Below are 17,333 nucleotides of genomic sequence, written 5' to 3'. Positions count from 1 at the left end.
CACTATACCTTGCCTGGCCCGTTTTCTAAAAGTGCCTTGAAAGTGGTCTGTTCTGATCTTCTCTTCAATCTGGTCAAGAGCCTGCCTTAATTCTTTCTCTGTTGTACAGGCCATGTGGCCTTGTCTAAAATCTTTTTCAATAAGCAAGATGAGATCTTCTTTCTTCTCTGCTAATTGAAACCACCAAAGAAAGTCATAGCGAGTGCTCAGTGTGCCCACTTTTTCTAAGTCATAGGCTAAATCTGCAAAATTTATCGTCATGTTATTTATTCTCTTTTTAATAGGGGTTTTACCCTACTAAAATATTTATACGAATAAAAGAAGATTAATTAAAAAAACACCCAGATTTCTCTGGGCGCCAATGATTGAATAAAGAGTTTTCAAGTTTGAAGTGGGTACTTACGTACCCAGATATTTTATAGCTCATTTAATTCATTTATACAAGTAGCCAATACCAGTCGTCAGGGATTTCCCGTTGTTTCATCAACCTAATCAAAGCCCAAATATCTCCCTTAAAAACAGATCTAGGTAACAGCCGGGTTGTAACGGCGTCTCATTGTTTAGCAATCGATAGATAATAATACCGATAATGGCCGCCAACTCAATACCAGCCATCAAAAAGATTATGAATAAAAATGTGTTTAGACGTTCCTGTTTAATCTGTTCTCTAACGGCTTGGTAATCAGCGGCCCATTTTGGATCAGCTTCTCTTCGCTCATAAAACTCGGCAGTATGCATACTACCTCGACTTTGTGACCGATATGTTGCCTTTACCACGGATGAATCCTTTCTACAAAAAAATAATGATATAACAAAATTATCACACAAAAAACACCCTCGAACTCGATCAAGGGCATTTGTATAGGCCAATATTTCTTTCGGTGAAAAACACCTTGTTTTAGAGTATAAACCAAAGTCATAAAAAATAGCCGGATTTCTCCGGGCATTATCAGACTAGTTGAGGTGGATACTCATGTATCCGCTTACAATGATACCATAACCAAAGTTCCGCTGTGTTCTCGGTCTTTGGTTCGTTGTTGAAGCACTTTTAAAAAATCCAGTTCATCCAGACCACACAATTTCAGCAGATCATCGTAACGCATGCTAGAAACACTATTGCGATTCAGATCACCTGTGAGATTAATCAGGTTACGCATCTTAATAGAAACAAGTTGTTTATTGGTTAGCATGGGAATAGTATACGAACACGTGTTCTTATTGGCAAATGTTGATGTAATTATACTTTTAAGCCTATCGCATTGAAAAAATCATTTCTATTAATACAATTAACTCCGAAATGATCACAAATATCTGGAATCTTAGCATTTTTTGTTCCAGTTTGAGTTGTTCGTAGCTTGGGATCCCTTAACTCGTCCGTAACTATTGTATACTCGTTCCTAAGCGCAATGGCAATAATCCAGCCATCAGCTATAAAAGAGTTAGCCCATCCTTGCTTAGGATCGGTTACAGCCACATCTTTATACAGAGGGCTCTGAGTGAGATAACCTAGAATTTGCTGCCATTCATTGGTATATAATCTCTCATCAATCAGCTGGTTTTTATAATTATTAGTTATCCAATTCCGAAACCACGGATCTTGATAGTGTTCATCTAAAACTACCTTAGGGATAACGACTTGGTCATTTAAAAAATTTGGAACCTCAGACCAAAAACTAGGAAAATAGCCTACAGCATAGTACCTATCGTAAAAATCAATATAAATATTTGAATCCAGAATATATTTTTTTGTCATTGATTTATACTCTTTTGCAAAGTTTTATAGCCTTTATATCCAACACCTAAGATATTAATTGCATCTGTTGTCGTTATTCTATTTTCTTGCACGGCATTATTTACATAGCCAGCGAACATCTTGTCAATTCTGAACGTCAGATTATTATTGTAGTCACCACCTGGTTTTTTCGCATGCTTGATATTTTGTTGCAGGCTATTGTTCAATTCATCAATCTTTTGATTGTAGAAATTTTTATCAATTAAGTTCAAATCAAGCAATCTTCTAGCGATGGTGAATTTGCTAACTGGGAAGTGCTTAACCAGCTCATCGATATCAATTGTTTTATATTGAAAGAGTTCTCTCTTGGGAACCAGAACCTCTGCGGTAACGCTATTGACAAGAGCCTCTAAAGGATCAAAATGATAATCCTTCGTCTCAACAACGTTAAAAATTTCATCTGCATCCAGAAATAAGTGAACAAATTCATGTACCAATGTAAATAATTGCCCATTCTTACTATCTGTTTGATTAATAAAGATCATTGGTGCTTTGCTATCACTTAGCACAAATCCTCTAAATTCATGTGTGTCTAAAGGGCGGTGCGTATTATCTCCAACTTTTCCATTAAAGAAAACAAAAACACCCATATCGTTAATTTTGTTTCTAAAATATTTTATTGGATTTTGTAAGATGCTTTTTTTGATTTTAGCATCGGCCTTCTTTAGACCAAGAGCTGAATTTACAGTTGATATAATTTCATTTTTATTGGTTTCAAGAGAATATTGACCAACAAAAGTCAATACTTCTTCAATTTCATTGCGCAAAAAATCTTGTTTTGATTCTATTTCCAGTATCGTATCTCTCAATTCATCACTCATATCCATTATTGGTTCAGAATTAGCAGTACGAAATTTAGTCTTGTCAGTTATCAGCTCAATGGGCTGGGACAGCAATAATAACCCAGTAGGAATATTTATTGCTTTTGCAATATCAGAAACTTGGTTAAAGGTTGGCTGCTTATTTCCTTCAAGAAATAAATTAATATTTTTAACTTTATGTTTCAATGTTCCCAATTGAACATGAGAATTAGTAACGTAGTGTGCCAAAACATCGGTGTCAATAGCTACAGTTAAAGCCATATTGTAAGCCTCCTTTCATGTTTTGCTGAAGTAACTGTGATCATTATATCAGCAACATCAAAAACCACATTAAATATTCTTGTCTGAACAAAAAATACCGACCAGTAATTAAGCCAGTGGGTATTTTTAATCTTTATTTACTTAATTCAGCAACTTTTGCTTGTGCATCAATCACAGCCTGCTTAGTTTTCGTGAAACTACTCGATATGGTAAACCATCATTGGATCGTCTCCATCATACAATGGCGACAGCACAAACCCTTGACTCAGATATAGTTGTTTTGCGACTACATTATCTGCCGAGTAACTTAACACAATGTCTCGGACAGGCCAGTGTGCTGGAATAAATGCCTTGAGCAAGACCAAAAATTGTGCACCCAGTCCCTGATGTTGCTGGTTCGCATCTATCATGAAACGGTCAAGCCAAATATATTTTTTTGAGGCATTGAATGCACCAATCATTGTAAACCCAACGACAGCCCCGTCACGTGTTAAAGCAAACGGATGCCAATCAAACTGCGGATCGTACTGCCCTTCCGCTAGCGATTTAGCGTTAGGCTCAATATATGAACACTGACTCGGCGAAACAGTCAACGCCATTACTGCTCGAAAATTATCATGCGTTACCGGTTCAATGCGGAGCTCCATGTGTCTTCCACCTCATTCGCAAGTATAGCAAAGAGCTGTGCCGCATACAATTTAAGCGACGAATTTACAATTCAAGTGCAACAAAAACCCACCGGAAATAAATCCGATGGATTTTAATTTGCTTATTTAATTATTTAGCAGTCTGCAGTTCTTGCAAGTGAGCCTGTGCATCTGTAACTGCTTTTTGTGCAGCTGCCAATGCATCGGCTTTGGCTTTTTCATTAGCTGCCTTTTGATCGGCTTGTACTTTAGCTTTAGCAGCAGCTTGTTCAGCTTGTGCCTGTTCTAACGTCTTTTGTGGATAGACTTGATTCAAGTCAGTAATTAAAGCAGCGTACTGTTTTTCAATTGCACTCTTTAACAATGTTTCGTCAACATCGTTAAAGCCTAGAATCTTTAATGCCTGTTTGGCCCAATCAAAGGCTTTGGACTTTTTTCAGCTGCCCTTCCAGGTAAGTATCAACGCCGAGCTTTTGGATGACGATCACAGCATCGTGGGCAATGACATCCATCCAGGACATCAGCGACATGAGCTTTTTATTACTTGTCAGAAATTTAACCAGGTAGCCGCCAATAATCGGAACAGCAGCCACGGCAATTGAAACAACAATATCCATCATATTAGTCATTATTTAACCCTCAACTTTTGGCCAGCATACAGAAAAAAAGCAAGAATATCTTGTTAGCCGATTATTTTGAAGCTTGGTTTAACAAATATAAAGCCAACCGAACAGATGTCACTTTGCACCAATACCAAAATACGCTCTCTGTTATTAAGCGATATTTGCCCGATGTCAGTTTGAACAAATTTGACCGAGATACTTTTCAAACCTTTTTAAATGAATATGGTGCGAATCATTCTAAAGAAACCGTTTCAAAAAGAAAGGGCCATATTACTGCATGTTTGAAAGATGCTTTGATAGATCATGATATTATCCTCGATCCTACAAAACGATTAAATATTGTCTATAATAACGAAACACAAAAAGACATCGATGATAAGTTTTTGGAAATAGAAGATGCTAATAAATTAATTAATTATTGCTCAAAAAACCTATCTATGAGCAATTTTATGATTCTGACAGGTATTTTGAGGTATTTATTCAGGCACACGTTTTGGTGAGCTAAGGGCTTTAATTGATAGCGATATAGATACAAATAGCCTGACCATATCCATTAATAAATCTGTGGATAGCTTAACCGGCCTTGATAAAGAAACAAAGAATAAACAATCCAACAGAATTATCACAATGCCAAAGGACTGGTTTGGTTTTTATAGAAAGTATCAACATAAAGACAAGAGACTGTTTGAAATTTCTTCAAACGGGATAAATAAAGATTTAAAAAAAATATGTACGGAATTAGACATTAAAAAAGTGACTTTCCATGCTTTAAGGCACACCCATGCCTCTATTTTGCTTGCAAATAACATTTCTATGCAATATGTATCAGAAAGATTAGGACACGCAAATTTATTAGTGACAGAGAGGGTCTATGCTCATTTGCTAGAGACAAAAAGAAGCGAAGAGAATACTAAAGCTATGGCATTATTTTAGTGTGGCAAATTTGTGGCAAATGTGGCAAAAGTTAGTAGCATTTATTGGCATTTATTGGCATGCTATGAGTAAGCAATGAGTGTCCACAAACCTTTTTATACCGGCATTTAGGCACAAAAAAACCGCCATGACGGCGGTTATTCCCAAGGACACCAGATTTGCACCTAGTGCCCCCTCCCGGATTCGAACCGGGGACCTTGGGATTAAAAATCCCCTACTCTAACCAGCTGAGTTAAAGGGGCATTGCTTAACAGCAACAAGAAATATTTTATAGGAATCTAAATAAATTTGCAAGCATTTTTTAAAGAGTTGTATCTTTAAGAACAAATTCATGAGGCAGAATAACAGTCGGATCATCAACAGGATCGCCAGACATGAGCTTGGTCAACAGGCGCATCGACACAGCACCGATATCAAATTTCGGCTGTGTAACCGATGAAACGGCCGGTCGTGTCATTTTGACAAGTTTGGTGTCGTTTGACGAAATAATCTGAAAATCATTTGGTACTTGCACATGATTATCCAGCATATAATTCAAAATACCAATCGCAGGTTCATCCTCGCCGACGATAACGCCCTTTATGCCGTCTTCCAACAAATGATGGGCGAGATTATAGCCAGAACGGTAATCGTCCTCTGACTCGTATATTTTGCCCTTGCTGACAGCCTTCAGAAAACCCTGCTGCCTCAACGCAGACAAGCCGCTTTCTCCAGGATTATCGACAAGCGCAATTTGTGTGTCTGACAAATGCTGTTTCAAAATATTGCCAGCCTGTTGAAAAGCCTGAACGTAATCGATATTAACCGATGGCAGTTTACCATCTTGTGCAACCGAACCGGCGAACACGACTGGTACTGGCGAGCTCTTCAATAAGTCGAACATTTCTTGAGAAGTCTGGTTGCCAATATAGACTATCCCGTCTACATGCTGAGACATCAAAGTCTCAAAAGCCTCTTTCCCAGCAGTGGGATTATTATCCGAAACAGACAAAGAGACCGAATAGTTGTAAATTTTAGCAACAGCATCAATACCTTGTGCCAATTCAGCAAAATACAAATCTGTCAAATCAGGTACCATCATGCCCACCATCGTTGTTTTAGAACTAGCCAATCCCTTTGCCATGGCATTAGGACGGTAATTCAACTCTTTGATTGCTTTAAGGACTTTCCTTCTTGTTTCTTCCTTAACTTTGCCGTTATTATTAACGACACGACTGACCGTAGCTAAGCTGACACCGGCTCTTTCGGATACATCGTAAATTGTTGGTTGCTTATTTTCTGACATCACTTCTACCTAGTATAAATAATCATAACGATAATTAAAAGAGATTACAAACGCTTACAATTCTTATTTAATTTTCGTTACAAAAAAACTAGGATCAAGTCCTAGCTGCTAAATTATTATTTGTCTTTTGTATCGTCGTCGCTTTTGTCTGGTGCCGGCGTATCTTTGGTTAGATCGTCTTTTAGGGCATCGTCTTCTTCTAAATCGATATCTTCTTTAGAAAAGTGCTGGCGCAGATCATCAACGGTTTCCTTAGCTTTTTCCACATAAGGCGTCATGGCTTCTCTGGCTTTTTCTGTATAGGGCGCAGCTTTGTCTAACAAATCACCTGCTGTATCTTTAGCTCTTTCTAAATATGGGGAGGCCTTTTCAGCAAAGTCGCCAGCCTTATCTTTCAGGTCTTGATAACTATCGGCATATTTAGAGTTCTTCAACTGCTCATCTAATTCGCCGACCTTATTTTTGGCCTTTTCTGTCAAATCACCAGCTAAATCAGCACCGGCATAAGCGGCATCATAACCCAAATCTTTCAATTTGCTGCCAGCTTCCTTAGCTTTGCGCGTCAATTCTTCCTGTTTTGCTTGCGGCAATGCCTTAAAAGCGGCATAAGCCGCAGCACCTGCCAATATTCCTGCTATTAATCCTTTTGCCATCTTTTATCCTTTCCTTGCACGACTTTTTTTGAAACGATTCAGAGCTGCTTGGCCGACCGTGAAAAGCACGCCTGATTTAATTGCCGAATCTGCAAGTCCGCTTACCATTTTCTTGACTTTAGTCTTCTTATCGACAACTTCGGTTTTCTTTTTATTAATCTTGTCTGTAAAATGACTAACAGTTGAACCTAAATCTGCTGTTGCCTGCACAACTGGATCCAAACGAGCAACTTTGCTGGTCATATCCTTAAGCAGCGACTTTGTGGTTGAGGTCATCTGGTCGACGTCGCTTGCGATTGGTTCGATGTGCTTTTTTAAAATTAACACAGTCCGATTAATTGAAATTAAAACAACGACGATCGCAATGACCAGAATGGCAAACGCAATTGCGGCAATCAGTGCGGCTATTTGACCAAGTTCCATGTTTCCTCCTCTTGTTGCCTTTATTATACCTAGTTTTTTGACTGATTATCTTGAAAATCTGTGTGCCCAAGCGGTAATTTTCTGAAAATCCCGCGTGTAAAAATCAAGTTGGAAAAACGCTGGGTTGGCCTTTAATATGGCAAAAGTGCCGCCTATTTTGCGCTGCGGACCTCTTGGAAAACTCGTCGAACCCGGATTGATAAACAGCTTATTATCATGCATCTGTGCAAAAGGAATGTGCGTGTGCCCAAAAAGAACAATCTCCGCATGAACTTTCTCAGCGTCCCGGTTCAAAGCTGTCAAACCGTATGCAACCCGCTGCAAATGCCCATGTGTCTGATAAATTGTAAGATGGTCTTGAGGATTTTTGTAAACCTGTTCCACTAGATATCGTGAATCATAATCCATGTTGCCTAAGACGGCGTGAATACCTTGCCAAACAGGATCTGATGCGTCAAATTCTGAATCCCCATTATAAAAAACAGCTGCCAGCTGAGGATCTTGGCGGCCATAATCTAAAATCGACTGAAAGGTATCCCGATCGCCATGGCTATCGCTGAAAATTAAATAATTCATTCAAAAAGGCCTTGCTGATTAATTTTCAACTCTTTGACAGTTAAGTTAGCATTACCTAGCCAGCGTTTTGCAAATTTAGCAAAACGGTCAATGCTGCCCGTAGTATAAAAGGTATCCTCACTGTGCGGATTGATTTTTTTCGAATCGTGCAAAGCATCATCGGCTTTTAAAATCTCGACCGCCTGCCCAATTTCCGCAATGGCCGGATCCACAATCGTGACATCCGAACCACAAGCTTCACTGATTTCTTTGGTCAAAATCGGAAAATGCGTGCAGCCCAAAACCAAGGCATCTGCTTTTTGGCCGTCAACCGTTTCATTCACCCAGTCATGCAGCTGTTCGTATACAGTCGCCTGAGCCTGTTTGGTGCCAGCTAAATCATGTTCGACCATCTGAACGAAATCCGGCAGTGCTTTTTGCCTAACTATTAGATTGGCATTTAAGGATTTAAGGGTATTGTAATAGACTTTTGAATCCACAGTGGACTGAGTCCCAACAATATCAATATGCAGATTTCTCGTTGCGTTGATCCCGCTGATAGCGCCAGCATAAATCACACCAATGACCGGAATCGACAAATGTGCCCTTAAATCCGGCAGAGCCTGTGCGGTAGCCGTATTACAGGCGACCACCAAGATTTTAATATCATGTTTTTTAACCAAAAAATCCGCCATTTGCAGACTGAATTTTACAATCTCGGCATGTGGGCGCGGGCCATACGGCAGGCGGGCTTCATCCCCGACAAAATAGACCGATTCATTCGGTATTTGTTTTAATGCTTCAGCGACAACAGTTAATCCGCCCAAGCCTGAGTCAATATATCCAATTCCACGATTATCCATACCTACAGTATAGAATGTTTCAAAATCTTTTATGCTGAGTGCCAAAAAGCTATACTAAATGATGTGAAAAAAGACGCGTTTAAAAATCTATCAGAAATTGCAAATAATCAAACGGCCTTCTCACTAGCTTTACTCCGGGACGGTATCCTTAATGACATCCTGAGCGACGATGCCAACGATATTCTTTATTACGCCGGCAAGGAAGTGGCCCGCCAATTCTTTACTAAGACCCTAAACGGCATTCAGGAATTCTTTCACGCTGCTGGTTGGGGCGACATTGAAATTTCGTCTCAAAAGGAAGACAAAGAGACTTGGCTTTTAAGTGGTGAAATTATCAAAATCAGACGTTTAGCCACTGAAGAACCCTCTTTTTTTCTTGAAGCCGGATTTTTGGCACAGGAAATCCAGCAGCAGACACACCGTTCGACAGAATGTTCATACCAAGTTGACGACAAGACACGGGTGATTTTTACAGTTTATATTGACTGATAAGATTGATTATCGGCGGCTCTTTCCACCCATTTCAATCGGATCCGACAAAAATTTGATTCTTTCAATAATGCGAGCTGCCTTAATTGGCTCAGAGACGCCGCGCGCAACAGCCAAATACTGTTCTTCAAGTGATTTCATATCAAAATTGGAGGTGAAAAAAGTTGGCCGCAAATCATTCATTCGGTTATCGAGAATAGTTGCCAGCACATTGTCTCTTACCCAAGTGGTTAAATCACCGGCACCGATATCGTCAATCACCAGCACCTCAGCTTGTGAAATTCGTCGAATCAACCGCTGTTTTTCCAGCATCTGCAAATCATTCAGCCGTGTAATTAAAGCCGAAAAATTCACAAAAGCCGTTTTAATATTTTTCATGGCAAGTTCATTAAGCAGCGCTGACATCAAATAACTTTTTCCTACACCAAAATTGCCCCACAGATAAATCCCCTTGTGAAACTTTTTAGTCTTAGCGTATGTTTCTGCAAAATTTATCGCTGCAATCAAAGCTTGGTTACGCTGCTCATCAATTTCAAAATCCGAAAAAGACACCTTGAACAGACTGGCCGCTTGACCGATACGGAGACTGTTTTCCTGAGGACTCGCAGTGGTTTTCTGATAAAAAATATCAATTCTGCCATCCAGCAAAACAAGCTCCGGACGGTAATCAGGAAATAAAGGGTGTGCTAATTGATCCACAAAATCAGACAGAACACCGCTGTTAGTCTCCAATAACACACGATCAGCCGATAAGTGCTGTGCCGCAACAAATTGTGCAACTTGAGAGTTTTTTAAAAGGTCTTCGAGTGTCATTTATCCTTCTTTTCCTGCTGGTACTTGGCCAAAGCCTCTGAGGCCAATTGATTATCCGTTTTTTGAGTGTTGCCGTAATTCATCTTCTTTTCTTTCTGAAGAGGTGATTTTTTATTATAGCTGCGTTTTTGCAACTGCTTTTGCTGACGGTTTTTAATTGATAAAACGGCATCTTGAGCCGTTTTCACCTTGCTTTGTAGAAATGAATCCGCGATAGCTTGCGAAAGCGGACCGGGCAGATTGCTGGATTCCAACCCGATCAGAACCTGGTGAATCAAAATATTGATCACTTCTGGTGCAAGGTCCAGATCCAAAAGCTGCTGCAGAATTTTTTGCTCTGAGCTGGTGATGATACCGCCCTTGTCGGCCTTGAGCTGTCCCAAAAAATCGTAGGGCCGCAGTTCTTTAGCTGCTTGAATTAAAGCTTGCTCATCGGCGGATAACTTGGTCCTAGGCTCTGTTTGAGGCGATGGTGGCAAAACAAACACTGGCTGCGTTTTGCCGGCCTGTCTGTACTGATTAAGCTGCTGGAAAAAAAGGCCGTGATCAATGGTCTTATCATCAATTAACAGCGACTTAGCTAACAATCCCAACAGTTGTTCTTCGTTAAAGCCATAGATCAAATGCTGAGCCAGGATAAAATTATGTTCTTTGGTAACTTCCTGTTCGGAAACACCATATTTCTTAAGGTTCTGTTCAACCAAAGAAAAATTGAAATCAACCGCCTGCAATGGCGCCTTTTCAGTTTGTTTAGCCCGACCCAATCGATCCTGATCTGGTACATTTTGTAAGTGCAGGCTGCCAAACGCTTCATAAAAATTAGCATTGCTCTTCAAACCGCTAGGAGATAAATTGTCCCGTTTTGTTTTTTCCAATAATTGAGAAAAAGTGTCCTGTCCGACAAGACTATAAAAAAAACTGGCCAGCAAGTCGTCACTTAAAAATGCCTGTTCCGATAGCGGCAATTTGACATCAAAAGCGAGCGAAGCACCTTGAAGATAACTGTCTAGCAGTCCGCAGGCTTCTAATTTTTTTTTCGCATTATCAAAATCAGCCAAGGAAATATTCTGGCGATCCAGCAGATCGTTTAGTTGGCCTTTTTGCTGGCCATTAACGGCCAGCTGCAGGTACAAAGCCAGCGCATCACTGCCGATTAAGGGCAGATATAGCATCGTTAAACGCTGCAAAGATTGTTGGCTTAATGATACAGACCGGCTGCTAAAATCCCAATAAGCCTTCAATTGTGTCGTATTTTCGATCATGCTTGTAAACTATTTTCAGAAATAAATTGTAGCACGCATTGTTTTAAGGCATCTTTATCGCCAGTGTTTTCGATCACAAAATCTGCCATGGCAGCTTTTTGAGCCAAAGGCATTTGAGCAGCGATACGGTTAACAGCATCCTGTTGAGAAAGATGATCCCGCTGCATAATACGGTCAATACGTGTTTTTTTATTAGCGTCCACAACGATAACTGCATCCAAATCCCTTTCCCAATGACGCTCGTACAACAAAGGAATATCAACGATCAGCGTATGGACGCGTCCCTCGTTTTCCAAAAATTCCATGCGCATCTGCATCAGCTGCTTAATTGATGGCTGCAAGATAGCATTCAATTTCTTCAAAGCACGTGGATCGGCAAAAACCATTTGGCCTAATTTTTTCCTGTCCAAAGAGGCGCCTTTCATGACAGAAATCCCGAACGCATTCTTAATTTCTTCTAATTCAAAACGGCCAGGCATTACAACCTCGTGTGCTACTTGATCAGCATCGATAATCGTATAACCTAATTCAGCAAAAATTTTAGCGACAGTCGTTTTGCCACTGCCGATGCCGCCGGTTAAACCAATTTTTTTAATTTTCATTTCTGACAATGTGGACAATATGTCGTTCCTCTTTGTGCAACTTTTATTTTAATAAGCTCATGCCCATCCCGCTGGCATGGCTGACCAACACGGCCATATGCGTGCAGTTTATCCTGCATATGTCCGGCATGTCCGGACGCATCAATAAAGGAGTGGACAGTTGAACCGCCCTGATCAATGGCAAAAGCCAGCTCGTGAATGATATTCTCACGCAATACTTCTGCCTCTGATCGGCTGATTTCACAAGCAGGCCGCAAAGGACTGATTTTGCTCATCCAAAGGACCTCGTCAGCATAAATATTACCTAAACCAGCCAGATTATTCTGATCCAAAAGCCAGCCTTTGATGGCCTTTTTGGATTTTTGCAAACGAGCAAATAAGTAATTCAAGGTCAAGGTGGCCTCGGTCGGTTCCGGCCCCATCATAGCTAAAGATCTGACTTCTTCGGTCTCTTGGCCAGTGGCCACCAGCTGCATTTTACCGAATTTTCTCGTATCATCATAAAATATCTGTGAGCCGTTTGCCAGCTTGAAGATGGCTTCGGTGTGCTTTCTAGGTTGAGCACTATTGTCTTCAATTGCGTAGCGGCCTTCCATGCGCATGTGGGAAATAATCGTCTGTTGATTATCTAACCGTAAAAGAAGAAATTTACCACGCCGGTCTACTTGCCGGACAACGCTGCCAGTTACTTGCTGGATAAATTTTTCCGGGTCGTCCAGCAATAATTTGCGATAAAGAATTTGTACAGAAACGATTTTCTCGTTAGCAAAATACTTGCTCAGGCCACGGCGGACTGTTTCCACTTCAGGCAATTCAGGCATTGTTTCCTCCAAATATTACTGACTCTGCTTTTTTGACATAGGGCAGATTGTCATCAGAAATGTACTGTATTAGTTCGTCAATCGGAACGTATCGAATCTGCTCGATTTCAGATTTTTGAATTTGAAAAGCTGCTAATGGCAAGTCAACTTTTATCGCATACCAATCATCGAAAACCGGCCAATTACGAAAACTTTCAACAAAATTTTCTGTTTTGAAGTCATATTGCAAATTAATTTCTTCTTTGACCTCACGCCGAATTGCATCCAAGGATGTTTCCCCAGCTAAAGCAGATCCGCCAGTTTCCAAATCCCACTCACCAGGCCGACCAATTTTATTAAATGAGCGCTGCTGCAAAAGTATTTCATGTTTAAAATTGAAAATAGTTGCGTTAACAACCAAGTGCCATTCACCTGCAGAAAAAGCTTGACCACGCTTTTTTTGGCCAATTATTTCTCGACGTTTGTTTAGCAGATCCCAGTGTTCGCCTAATTTGTCGGCACGCTGATCCAATTCATTTTTCGTCATACCAATTCGCTCCATAATGCGCCTCGACTCGTAAAGGAACATTCAGTTTGACAGCTGAGTCCATCACAGCAGGTACTAATTTCTCTAAAATTTTGATCTCGCTTTCAGGCGCCTCAAAAATCAATTCATCGTGAACTTGCAGCAGCATGCGAGCCTGCAGATCTTTTGAGGTCAACGCCTCTTGCATCTTGATCATGGCAATTTTAATAATGTCGGCTGCTGAACCCTGAATCGGCGTATTTGTCGCGGTTCTTTCGGCAAAAGAACGCAAATTGAAATTTTTACTGTGGATATCCGGCAGGTAACGGCGGCGATGTGCGATCGTCTCAACAAACCCCTGCTTATGCGCCAGCGCGATGATGGCGTCAATCCAGATTTTCACACTGGGAAATTCGCGAAAATAGGTTTCAATAATTTCTTTTCCGGCTTGCCGCGAGATACCCAAGCGCTGAGCAAGGCCAAAATCCGATATGCCATAGACAATTCCGAAATTAACCGCTTTGGCCATCCGCCTCTGATCAAAACTAATTTCAGTCTTCGAGTCAAGGCCAAAAATTGATCTAGCAGTAGCCGCGTGAATATCCTCGCCTGTCTCAAAAGCTTTTTTTAAATTAGCATCCCCTGTCACATGTGCCAAAACACGCAACTCGATCTGGGAATAATCAGCACCAAAAATTTTCCAACCAGGCTGGCTTGGTACAAAGGCCTTGCGAATCCGTTTACCTTCTTCGTCACGATCAGGAATATTCTGCATATTCGGGTCAACCGATGAAAGCCGTCCTGTCTGAGTCAGCGTTTGGAGATATCGTGTGTGAATTTTGCTGTCTTTTGTATTAACAACTTCTAAGAGCCCTTTGACATAAGTCGAATTCAATTTAGCTAATTGGCGGTATTGCAAGATTAATTGTACAAAAGGATAGTGTTCAGCTAATTCATCCAAAACACCGGCTGCCGTCGAATAACCCGTCTTCGTTTTTTTGATCGGCGGCACGCCCATTTTCACAAATAGCAGATCAGCTAGCTGTTTAGGAGAATTAATATTAAACTCTTCACCAGCTTCCTCATAAATCTGTTTTTCCAGCTCAGCAATACGCTGTTTGAATTCTCGGCCCAGTGCTGCCAGCTCTGGTTGGTCCAGCTTGATACCAGTAAACTCCATTTTCGCGAGTACATCTGAAAGCGGCAGCTCGATTTGCCGATAGAGATCTACTTGCTGATTTTCAGTCAACTTTTTCATTGCCGGTTCATGCAACTTGCTGATCGTAGCTGCCTTCTCAGCTAAATGATTAAACAAAGTCTCATCATCAGCTGGAATCTGAAATTTAGCACCAGTGCCATAAACATCGTCATCCGATTCAAGAAATAAATTAAAGCGGCTGGCCAGAGTGGATAGCTGATTATCGTTATCAGTCGTATCCAATAAATAAGCAACTAAGAGAAAGTCAAAATCGATATTGTTAGCAGTTAAGCCAAGACGTTCCAATAATATCGTCAGCTCTTTTGCATTAAAAACATATTTCGGCAGTTTGCTATTGAACAAGTCTTTGACCGCTGGCTCTTGGAGCAAGGTCAAATCTCGGGAGGCGAAATAGCCTTCCTGCTGATTGCCAATCACAAAGCCAACGATATTGGCTACATGATAATTATCCGAATCAGTTTCAAAATAAATCGTCAAATAATCCTTGATTGAAGCCAAATGATCAAGATTAGCTGCAGTGAGTTCAACCATTTTATCGGTCTGGTCATTCTGCTGCTGTTTTTCGTCAATCATCCCAGCTTTTTGCATGGCATGAATTTTAGCTAGTTGAACTTTAAAATCCAGTTCTTCATAAAAAGGGACCAGTTCCTTGTAATTAATTTCCTGATTCTTCAAATCAGTTAAATCGAATTCGACCGGTACATCTGTTTTAATCGTCGCTAACTCGTGTGCCTGATAAGCAGTCGCTTTATCGTTCAGAAGATTTTCTTTTAACTTGGAAGCCTTCATGCTGTCAATATTGGCATAAATACCGTCAAGACTGCCATATTCGTTAATCAGCTTGATAGCGGTTTTTTCTCCCACTTTCGTGACACCAGGATAATGGTCGGACGTATCGCCAGTCAGAGCTTTCATTTCGATAACTTGGGCCGGTGTGATCCCGCCCCATTTTTCTGCTAAAAATTTCGGTGTGTAAACATCTAAATCCGTGACACCTTTTTTAGTGACGTTGACAGAAACATTATCCGTTGTCAATTGCGTCAAGTCACGATCACCCGTAATAATCGTTGTTTTCAGGCCTGCCTGCTCAGCTAATTTAGCATAAGTACCGATAATATCATCAGCTTCATATCCTGGCAATTCATAAGAATGAATACCATGCAAATCAACCATTTTTCTGAGATAGGGAAACTGCTCCGACAACTCCGGCGGTGTTGTCTGCCGGTCGCCTTTATAATCCTGAAAAATTTTCCCGCGAAAAGTCGTGGATCCTTTGCCGGCATCCCAAGCAACTAGTGCATAATCAGGTTTCATTTTTTCGACAATCTGATCAAAAAAATTGTTAAAAGCTACCAGCGCATTCGTATGAAGCCCGCCGTGGGCAACCATGCGGTCCACTTGATTGTACATTGCATAGAAAGCGCGAAAAGCTAGTGAATTACCATCGATTAATAAAAGTGTTTTTGCCATTAATTTCATTCTAACAGTCGTGTTCCTGCTAAGAATCATCGGTCTAATAAAAAAACTCTGAAGCCGCGGCAAAACCTGTGTTTTCAGAGTCTAAAGAGACTAATATGTTTACTTCTTAATATCGAATTCGCCGAGTTTCTCCGAACCTAGCTCTGTAAATGAATAACTAATCTGTTTTTGACGGTCGAATTCTTCAAAAGCCAGCTCAATCAGTTTTTCAGCTTGCGCTTTTCTGCTCATACCAGCTGATTCAAACAAAATCGGGAAAAGACTCATGTTTGTGTTACCAGGGAGAGTATTGGGCTCGCCAAGGAAGATTTCTCCATCCTCACTCATCAAAAAATCAATGCGGGCAAAGCCTTTAATACCTAAAATCCGATAGGCTTTAATGGCCATATCTGTTAATTCTCGGCTCTTTTCATCCCCGATCTGAGCTGGGATCTGATACTTCATCTTTGAGTTATCGATAAACTTATTATCATAATCAAACCAGCCATTACCATCATTCTGTCCCGGTGCCCAATGTGCACCAATGGGACTAGCCACCACTTTATCATTGCCAATTAAACCAATTTCCAGCTCAGTTGGATTCTTAACCGCTGCCTCAACAATTACCTTTTCATCATATTGGAATGAATCTGCCAAAGCACGCCGATACTCTGCAGCATTGGTCACACGCGAAATGCCCACAGAAGAGCCTTGGTTGGCAGCTTTAACAAAAACCGTTTCACCTAATTTTGCAGCCAATTCTTCCCAGCTTGGACGATCACTATCTGACTTAAATAGAACAACATAAGCCGTGTTTCGGACGTGATTAACCGTCATCAGCTCTTTTGTAATAACCTTGTCAAAGCTGATTGCATGTGCCTTTAAATTTGCACCCACATAGGGTATTTTCAGTAATCGAAAAAGCCCAGCCAAGGTGCCATCTTCACCTAAATTGCCGTGTACCGAGGGAAATAACACATCCAGTTTTAAATCTTTAATCGCATTGATTGAGGATAAAATGCCTGAATCCATTTGCGGCTTTGTTTTAAGCAGCTGATCCTCGTCTTCGCCAAACAATACTTTTTTGGAAGTTTCGGTATCAACCATGTCGCCGTCTTTAGAGATTAGGACAGGAAAAACCTGATATTTTTCAGGATCCAGCGCATCGTAATAATTTTTCGCTGACCTCTTGCTGACATCGTGTTCCGAAGAATTCCCGCCAAAAAAAAGACCAACTCGTACCTTTTCAGTCATAACTGCTCCTAATGATTATTTAAAAATTAAAAAAACGAATTCCTAGAATCTTAA

The 17,333-nt window shown here is 40.6% G+C and carries 23 protein-coding genes and 1 tRNA gene; 3 read left to right on the top strand and 21 right to left on the bottom strand.

From position 1 onward, the window contains the following. The 8 genes from NRF22_RS08830 to NRF22_RS08795 form a co-directional block, all read right to left on the bottom strand. On the bottom strand, nucleotides 1-261 hold a 261-nt coding region (locus NRF22_RS08830), incomplete at its 3' end, for a hypothetical protein (RefSeq protein ID WP_263780129.1). 231 nt (nucleotides 262-492) lie between these two features. Further along, complete coding sequence (locus NRF22_RS08825; protein ID WP_263780128.1) at nucleotides 493-738, bottom strand: hypothetical protein; 246 nt, start codon at nucleotides 736-738, stop codon at nucleotides 493-495. Nucleotides 739-983: 245 nt separating this feature from the next. Next, a complete protein-coding gene (locus NRF22_RS08820) occupies nucleotides 984-1,190 on the bottom strand; it encodes a hypothetical protein (protein ID WP_263780127.1) in 207 nt (68 codons plus the stop codon). Between the two features lie 47 nt (nucleotides 1,191-1,237). Next, nucleotides 1,238-1,753: a DUF4411 family protein gene (locus NRF22_RS08815; RefSeq protein ID WP_263780126.1), complete on the bottom strand. Its 516-nt coding sequence runs from the start codon at nucleotides 1,751-1,753 to the stop codon at nucleotides 1,238-1,240. After that, entirely contained in the window at nucleotides 1,750-2,874 is a 1,125-nt protein-coding gene (locus NRF22_RS08810; protein ID WP_263780125.1) for an ImmA/IrrE family metallo-endopeptidase, read from the bottom strand. The genes NRF22_RS08815 and NRF22_RS08810 overlap by 4 nt, the downstream gene beginning before the upstream one ends. Nucleotides 2,875-3,071: 197 nt before the next feature. Next, a complete protein-coding gene (locus NRF22_RS08805; RefSeq protein WP_263780124.1) occupies nucleotides 3,072-3,521 on the bottom strand; it encodes a GNAT family N-acetyltransferase in 450 nt (149 codons plus the stop codon). Between the two features lie 130 nt (nucleotides 3,522-3,651). Continuing rightward, nucleotides 3,652-3,885, bottom strand: coding sequence for a hypothetical protein (locus tag NRF22_RS08800; protein WP_263780123.1), 234 nt, complete (start codon nucleotides 3,883-3,885; stop codon nucleotides 3,652-3,654). Nucleotides 3,886-3,937: 52 nt separating this feature from the next. Continuing rightward, a complete protein-coding gene (locus NRF22_RS08795; RefSeq protein WP_263780122.1) occupies nucleotides 3,938-4,150 on the bottom strand; it encodes a hypothetical protein in 213 nt (70 codons plus the stop codon). Nucleotides 4,151-4,200: 50 nt separating this feature from the next. On the opposite strand from NRF22_RS08795, the gene NRF22_RS08790 reads away from it, so the two are divergent. Both NRF22_RS08790 and NRF22_RS08785 read left to right on the top strand, forming a co-directional pair. Continuing rightward, the gene (locus NRF22_RS08790; RefSeq protein ID WP_263780121.1) at nucleotides 4,201-4,644 is read left to right on the top strand and encodes a phage integrase SAM-like domain-containing protein; all 444 of its coding nucleotides are present in this window, start codon (nucleotides 4,201-4,203) and stop codon (nucleotides 4,642-4,644) included. Next, nucleotides 4,619-5,077 carry a site-specific integrase gene (locus tag NRF22_RS08785; RefSeq protein WP_318528724.1) on the top strand — a complete coding sequence of 153 codons (459 nt, stop codon included), beginning with the start codon at nucleotides 4,619-4,621 and terminating at the stop codon, nucleotides 5,075-5,077. The genes NRF22_RS08790 and NRF22_RS08785 overlap by 26 nt, the downstream gene beginning before the upstream one ends. Before the next feature lie 168 nt (nucleotides 5,078-5,245). Here the strand turns inward: NRF22_RS08785 and NRF22_RS08780 are convergent. The 6 genes from NRF22_RS08780 to murI form a co-directional block, all read right to left on the bottom strand. Further along, nucleotides 5,246-5,319 (bottom strand) — tRNA-Lys (locus NRF22_RS08780). Nucleotides 5,320-5,378: 59 nt separating this feature from the next. Then, the gene (locus NRF22_RS08775; protein WP_263780120.1) at nucleotides 5,379-6,362 is read right to left on the bottom strand and encodes a LacI family DNA-binding transcriptional regulator; all 984 of its coding nucleotides are present in this window, start codon (nucleotides 6,360-6,362) and stop codon (nucleotides 5,379-5,381) included. A gap of 116 nt (nucleotides 6,363-6,478) precedes the next feature. After that, nucleotides 6,479-7,015 (bottom strand): YtxH domain-containing protein, encoded by a 537-nt coding sequence (locus NRF22_RS08770; protein ID WP_263780119.1) that lies wholly within the window; start codon nucleotides 7,013-7,015, stop codon nucleotides 6,479-6,481. Nucleotides 7,016-7,018: 3 nt separating this feature from the next. Beyond that, complete coding sequence (locus tag NRF22_RS08765; protein ID WP_263780118.1) at nucleotides 7,019-7,438, bottom strand: DUF948 domain-containing protein; 420 nt, start codon at nucleotides 7,436-7,438, stop codon at nucleotides 7,019-7,021. A gap of 45 nt (nucleotides 7,439-7,483) precedes the next feature. Then, nucleotides 7,484-8,014 carry a YfcE family phosphodiesterase gene (locus NRF22_RS08760; RefSeq protein WP_263780117.1) on the bottom strand — a complete coding sequence of 177 codons (531 nt, stop codon included), beginning with the start codon at nucleotides 8,012-8,014 and terminating at the stop codon, nucleotides 7,484-7,486. Further along, nucleotides 8,011-8,856: a glutamate racemase gene (gene murI / locus NRF22_RS08755; protein ID WP_263780116.1), complete on the bottom strand. Its 846-nt coding sequence runs from the start codon at nucleotides 8,854-8,856 to the stop codon at nucleotides 8,011-8,013. The genes NRF22_RS08760 and murI overlap by 4 nt, the downstream gene beginning before the upstream one ends. A gap of 63 nt (nucleotides 8,857-8,919) precedes the next feature. Here murI and NRF22_RS08750 point away from each other — a divergent pair, with 63 nt between their 5' ends. Then, nucleotides 8,920-9,345: a YslB family protein gene (locus NRF22_RS08750; RefSeq protein ID WP_263780115.1), complete on the top strand. Its 426-nt coding sequence runs from the start codon at nucleotides 8,920-8,922 to the stop codon at nucleotides 9,343-9,345. 9 nt (nucleotides 9,346-9,354) lie between these two features. On the opposite strand, the gene zapE is transcribed toward NRF22_RS08750, so the two are convergent. From zapE to NRF22_RS08715, 7 genes are all read right to left on the bottom strand, one after another. Continuing rightward, nucleotides 9,355-10,158, bottom strand: coding sequence for an AFG1/ZapE family ATPase (gene zapE, locus NRF22_RS08745; protein WP_263780114.1), 804 nt, complete (start codon nucleotides 10,156-10,158; stop codon nucleotides 9,355-9,357). Beyond that, entirely contained in the window at nucleotides 10,155-11,420 is a 1,266-nt protein-coding gene (locus NRF22_RS08740) for a DnaD domain protein (RefSeq protein WP_263780113.1), read from the bottom strand. The genes zapE and NRF22_RS08740 overlap by 4 nt, the downstream gene beginning before the upstream one ends. After that, nucleotides 11,417-12,022: a dephospho-CoA kinase gene (coaE, locus tag NRF22_RS08735; protein WP_263780112.1), complete on the bottom strand. Its 606-nt coding sequence runs from the start codon at nucleotides 12,020-12,022 to the stop codon at nucleotides 11,417-11,419. Before coaE ends, NRF22_RS08740 begins: the two co-directional genes overlap by 4 nt. Continuing rightward, the gene (mutM, locus tag NRF22_RS08730) at nucleotides 12,019-12,843 is read right to left on the bottom strand and encodes a bifunctional DNA-formamidopyrimidine glycosylase/DNA-(apurinic or apyrimidinic site) lyase (protein WP_263780111.1); all 825 of its coding nucleotides are present in this window, start codon (nucleotides 12,841-12,843) and stop codon (nucleotides 12,019-12,021) included. Before mutM ends, coaE begins: the two co-directional genes overlap by 4 nt. Next, nucleotides 12,836-13,369: an NUDIX hydrolase gene (locus NRF22_RS08725; RefSeq protein ID WP_263780110.1), complete on the bottom strand. Its 534-nt coding sequence runs from the start codon at nucleotides 13,367-13,369 to the stop codon at nucleotides 12,836-12,838. The genes mutM and NRF22_RS08725 overlap by 8 nt, the downstream gene beginning before the upstream one ends. Further along, the gene (polA, locus tag NRF22_RS08720; protein WP_263780109.1) at nucleotides 13,356-16,037 is read right to left on the bottom strand and encodes a DNA polymerase I; all 2,682 of its coding nucleotides are present in this window, start codon (nucleotides 16,035-16,037) and stop codon (nucleotides 13,356-13,358) included. Before polA ends, NRF22_RS08725 begins: the two co-directional genes overlap by 14 nt. A 108-nt stretch (nucleotides 16,038-16,145) precedes the next feature. Beyond that, the gene (locus NRF22_RS08715; protein ID WP_263780108.1) at nucleotides 16,146-17,279 is read right to left on the bottom strand and encodes a D-alanine--D-alanine ligase family protein; all 1,134 of its coding nucleotides are present in this window, start codon (nucleotides 17,277-17,279) and stop codon (nucleotides 16,146-16,148) included. Between the last annotated feature and the right edge of the window lie 54 nt (nucleotides 17,280-17,333).

It is taken from the genome of Oenococcus kitaharae, assembly GCF_025758695.1.
Lineage (GTDB): Bacteria > Bacillota > Bacilli > Lactobacillales > Lactobacillaceae > Oenococcus > Oenococcus kitaharae_A.
This window is presented reverse-complemented; position numbering and strand designations above follow the sequence as displayed.

Excerpts from the sequence above, each read along its gene's own strand:
- NRF22_RS08825 (WP_263780128.1), bottom strand. The coding sequence starts at position 738 with ATGCATACTGCCGAGTTTTATGAGCGAAGAGAAGCTGATCCAAAATGG.
- NRF22_RS08820 (WP_263780127.1), bottom strand. The coding sequence starts at position 1,190 with ATGCTAACCAATAAACAACTTGTTTCTATTAAGATGCGTAACCTGATT.
- NRF22_RS08815 (WP_263780126.1), bottom strand. The coding sequence starts at position 1,753 with ATGACAAAAAAATATATTCTGGATTCAAATATTTATATTGATTTTTAC.
- NRF22_RS08810 (WP_263780125.1), bottom strand. The coding sequence starts at position 2,874 with ATGGCTTTAACTGTAGCTATTGACACCGATGTTTTGGCACACTACGTT.
- NRF22_RS08805 (WP_263780124.1), bottom strand. The coding sequence starts at position 3,521 with ATGGAGCTCCGCATTGAACCGGTAACGCATGATAATTTTCGAGCAGTA.
- NRF22_RS08795 (WP_263780122.1), bottom strand. The coding sequence starts at position 4,150 with ATGACTAATATGATGGATATTGTTGTTTCAATTGCCGTGGCTGCTGTT.
- NRF22_RS08775 (WP_263780120.1), bottom strand. The coding sequence starts at position 6,362 with ATGTCAGAAAATAAGCAACCAACAATTTACGATGTATCCGAAAGAGCC.
- NRF22_RS08770 (WP_263780119.1), bottom strand. The coding sequence starts at position 7,015 with ATGGCAAAAGGATTAATAGCAGGAATATTGGCAGGTGCTGCGGCTTAT.
- NRF22_RS08765 (WP_263780118.1), bottom strand. The coding sequence starts at position 7,438 with ATGGAACTTGGTCAAATAGCCGCACTGATTGCCGCAATTGCGTTTGCC.
- NRF22_RS08760 (WP_263780117.1), bottom strand. The coding sequence starts at position 8,014 with ATGAATTATTTAATTTTCAGCGATAGCCATGGCGATCGGGATACCTTT.
- murI (WP_263780116.1), bottom strand. The coding sequence starts at position 8,856 with ATGGATAATCGTGGAATTGGATATATTGACTCAGGCTTGGGCGGATTA.
- zapE (WP_263780114.1), bottom strand. The coding sequence starts at position 10,158 with ATGACACTCGAAGACCTTTTAAAAAACTCTCAAGTTGCACAATTTGTT.
- NRF22_RS08740 (WP_263780113.1), bottom strand. The coding sequence starts at position 11,420 with ATGATCGAAAATACGACACAATTGAAGGCTTATTGGGATTTTAGCAGC.
- coaE (WP_263780112.1), bottom strand. The coding sequence starts at position 12,022 with ATGAAAATTAAAAAAATTGGTTTAACCGGCGGCATCGGCAGTGGCAAA.
- mutM (WP_263780111.1), bottom strand. The coding sequence starts at position 12,843 with ATGCCTGAATTGCCTGAAGTGGAAACAGTCCGCCGTGGCCTGAGCAAG.
- NRF22_RS08725 (WP_263780110.1), bottom strand. The coding sequence starts at position 13,369 with ATGACGAAAAATGAATTGGATCAGCGTGCCGACAAATTAGGCGAACAC.
- polA (WP_263780109.1), bottom strand. The coding sequence starts at position 16,037 with ATGGCAAAAACACTTTTATTAATCGATGGTAATTCACTAGCTTTTCGC.
- NRF22_RS08715 (WP_263780108.1), bottom strand. The coding sequence starts at position 17,279 with ATGACTGAAAAGGTACGAGTTGGTCTTTTTTTTGGCGGGAATTCTTCG.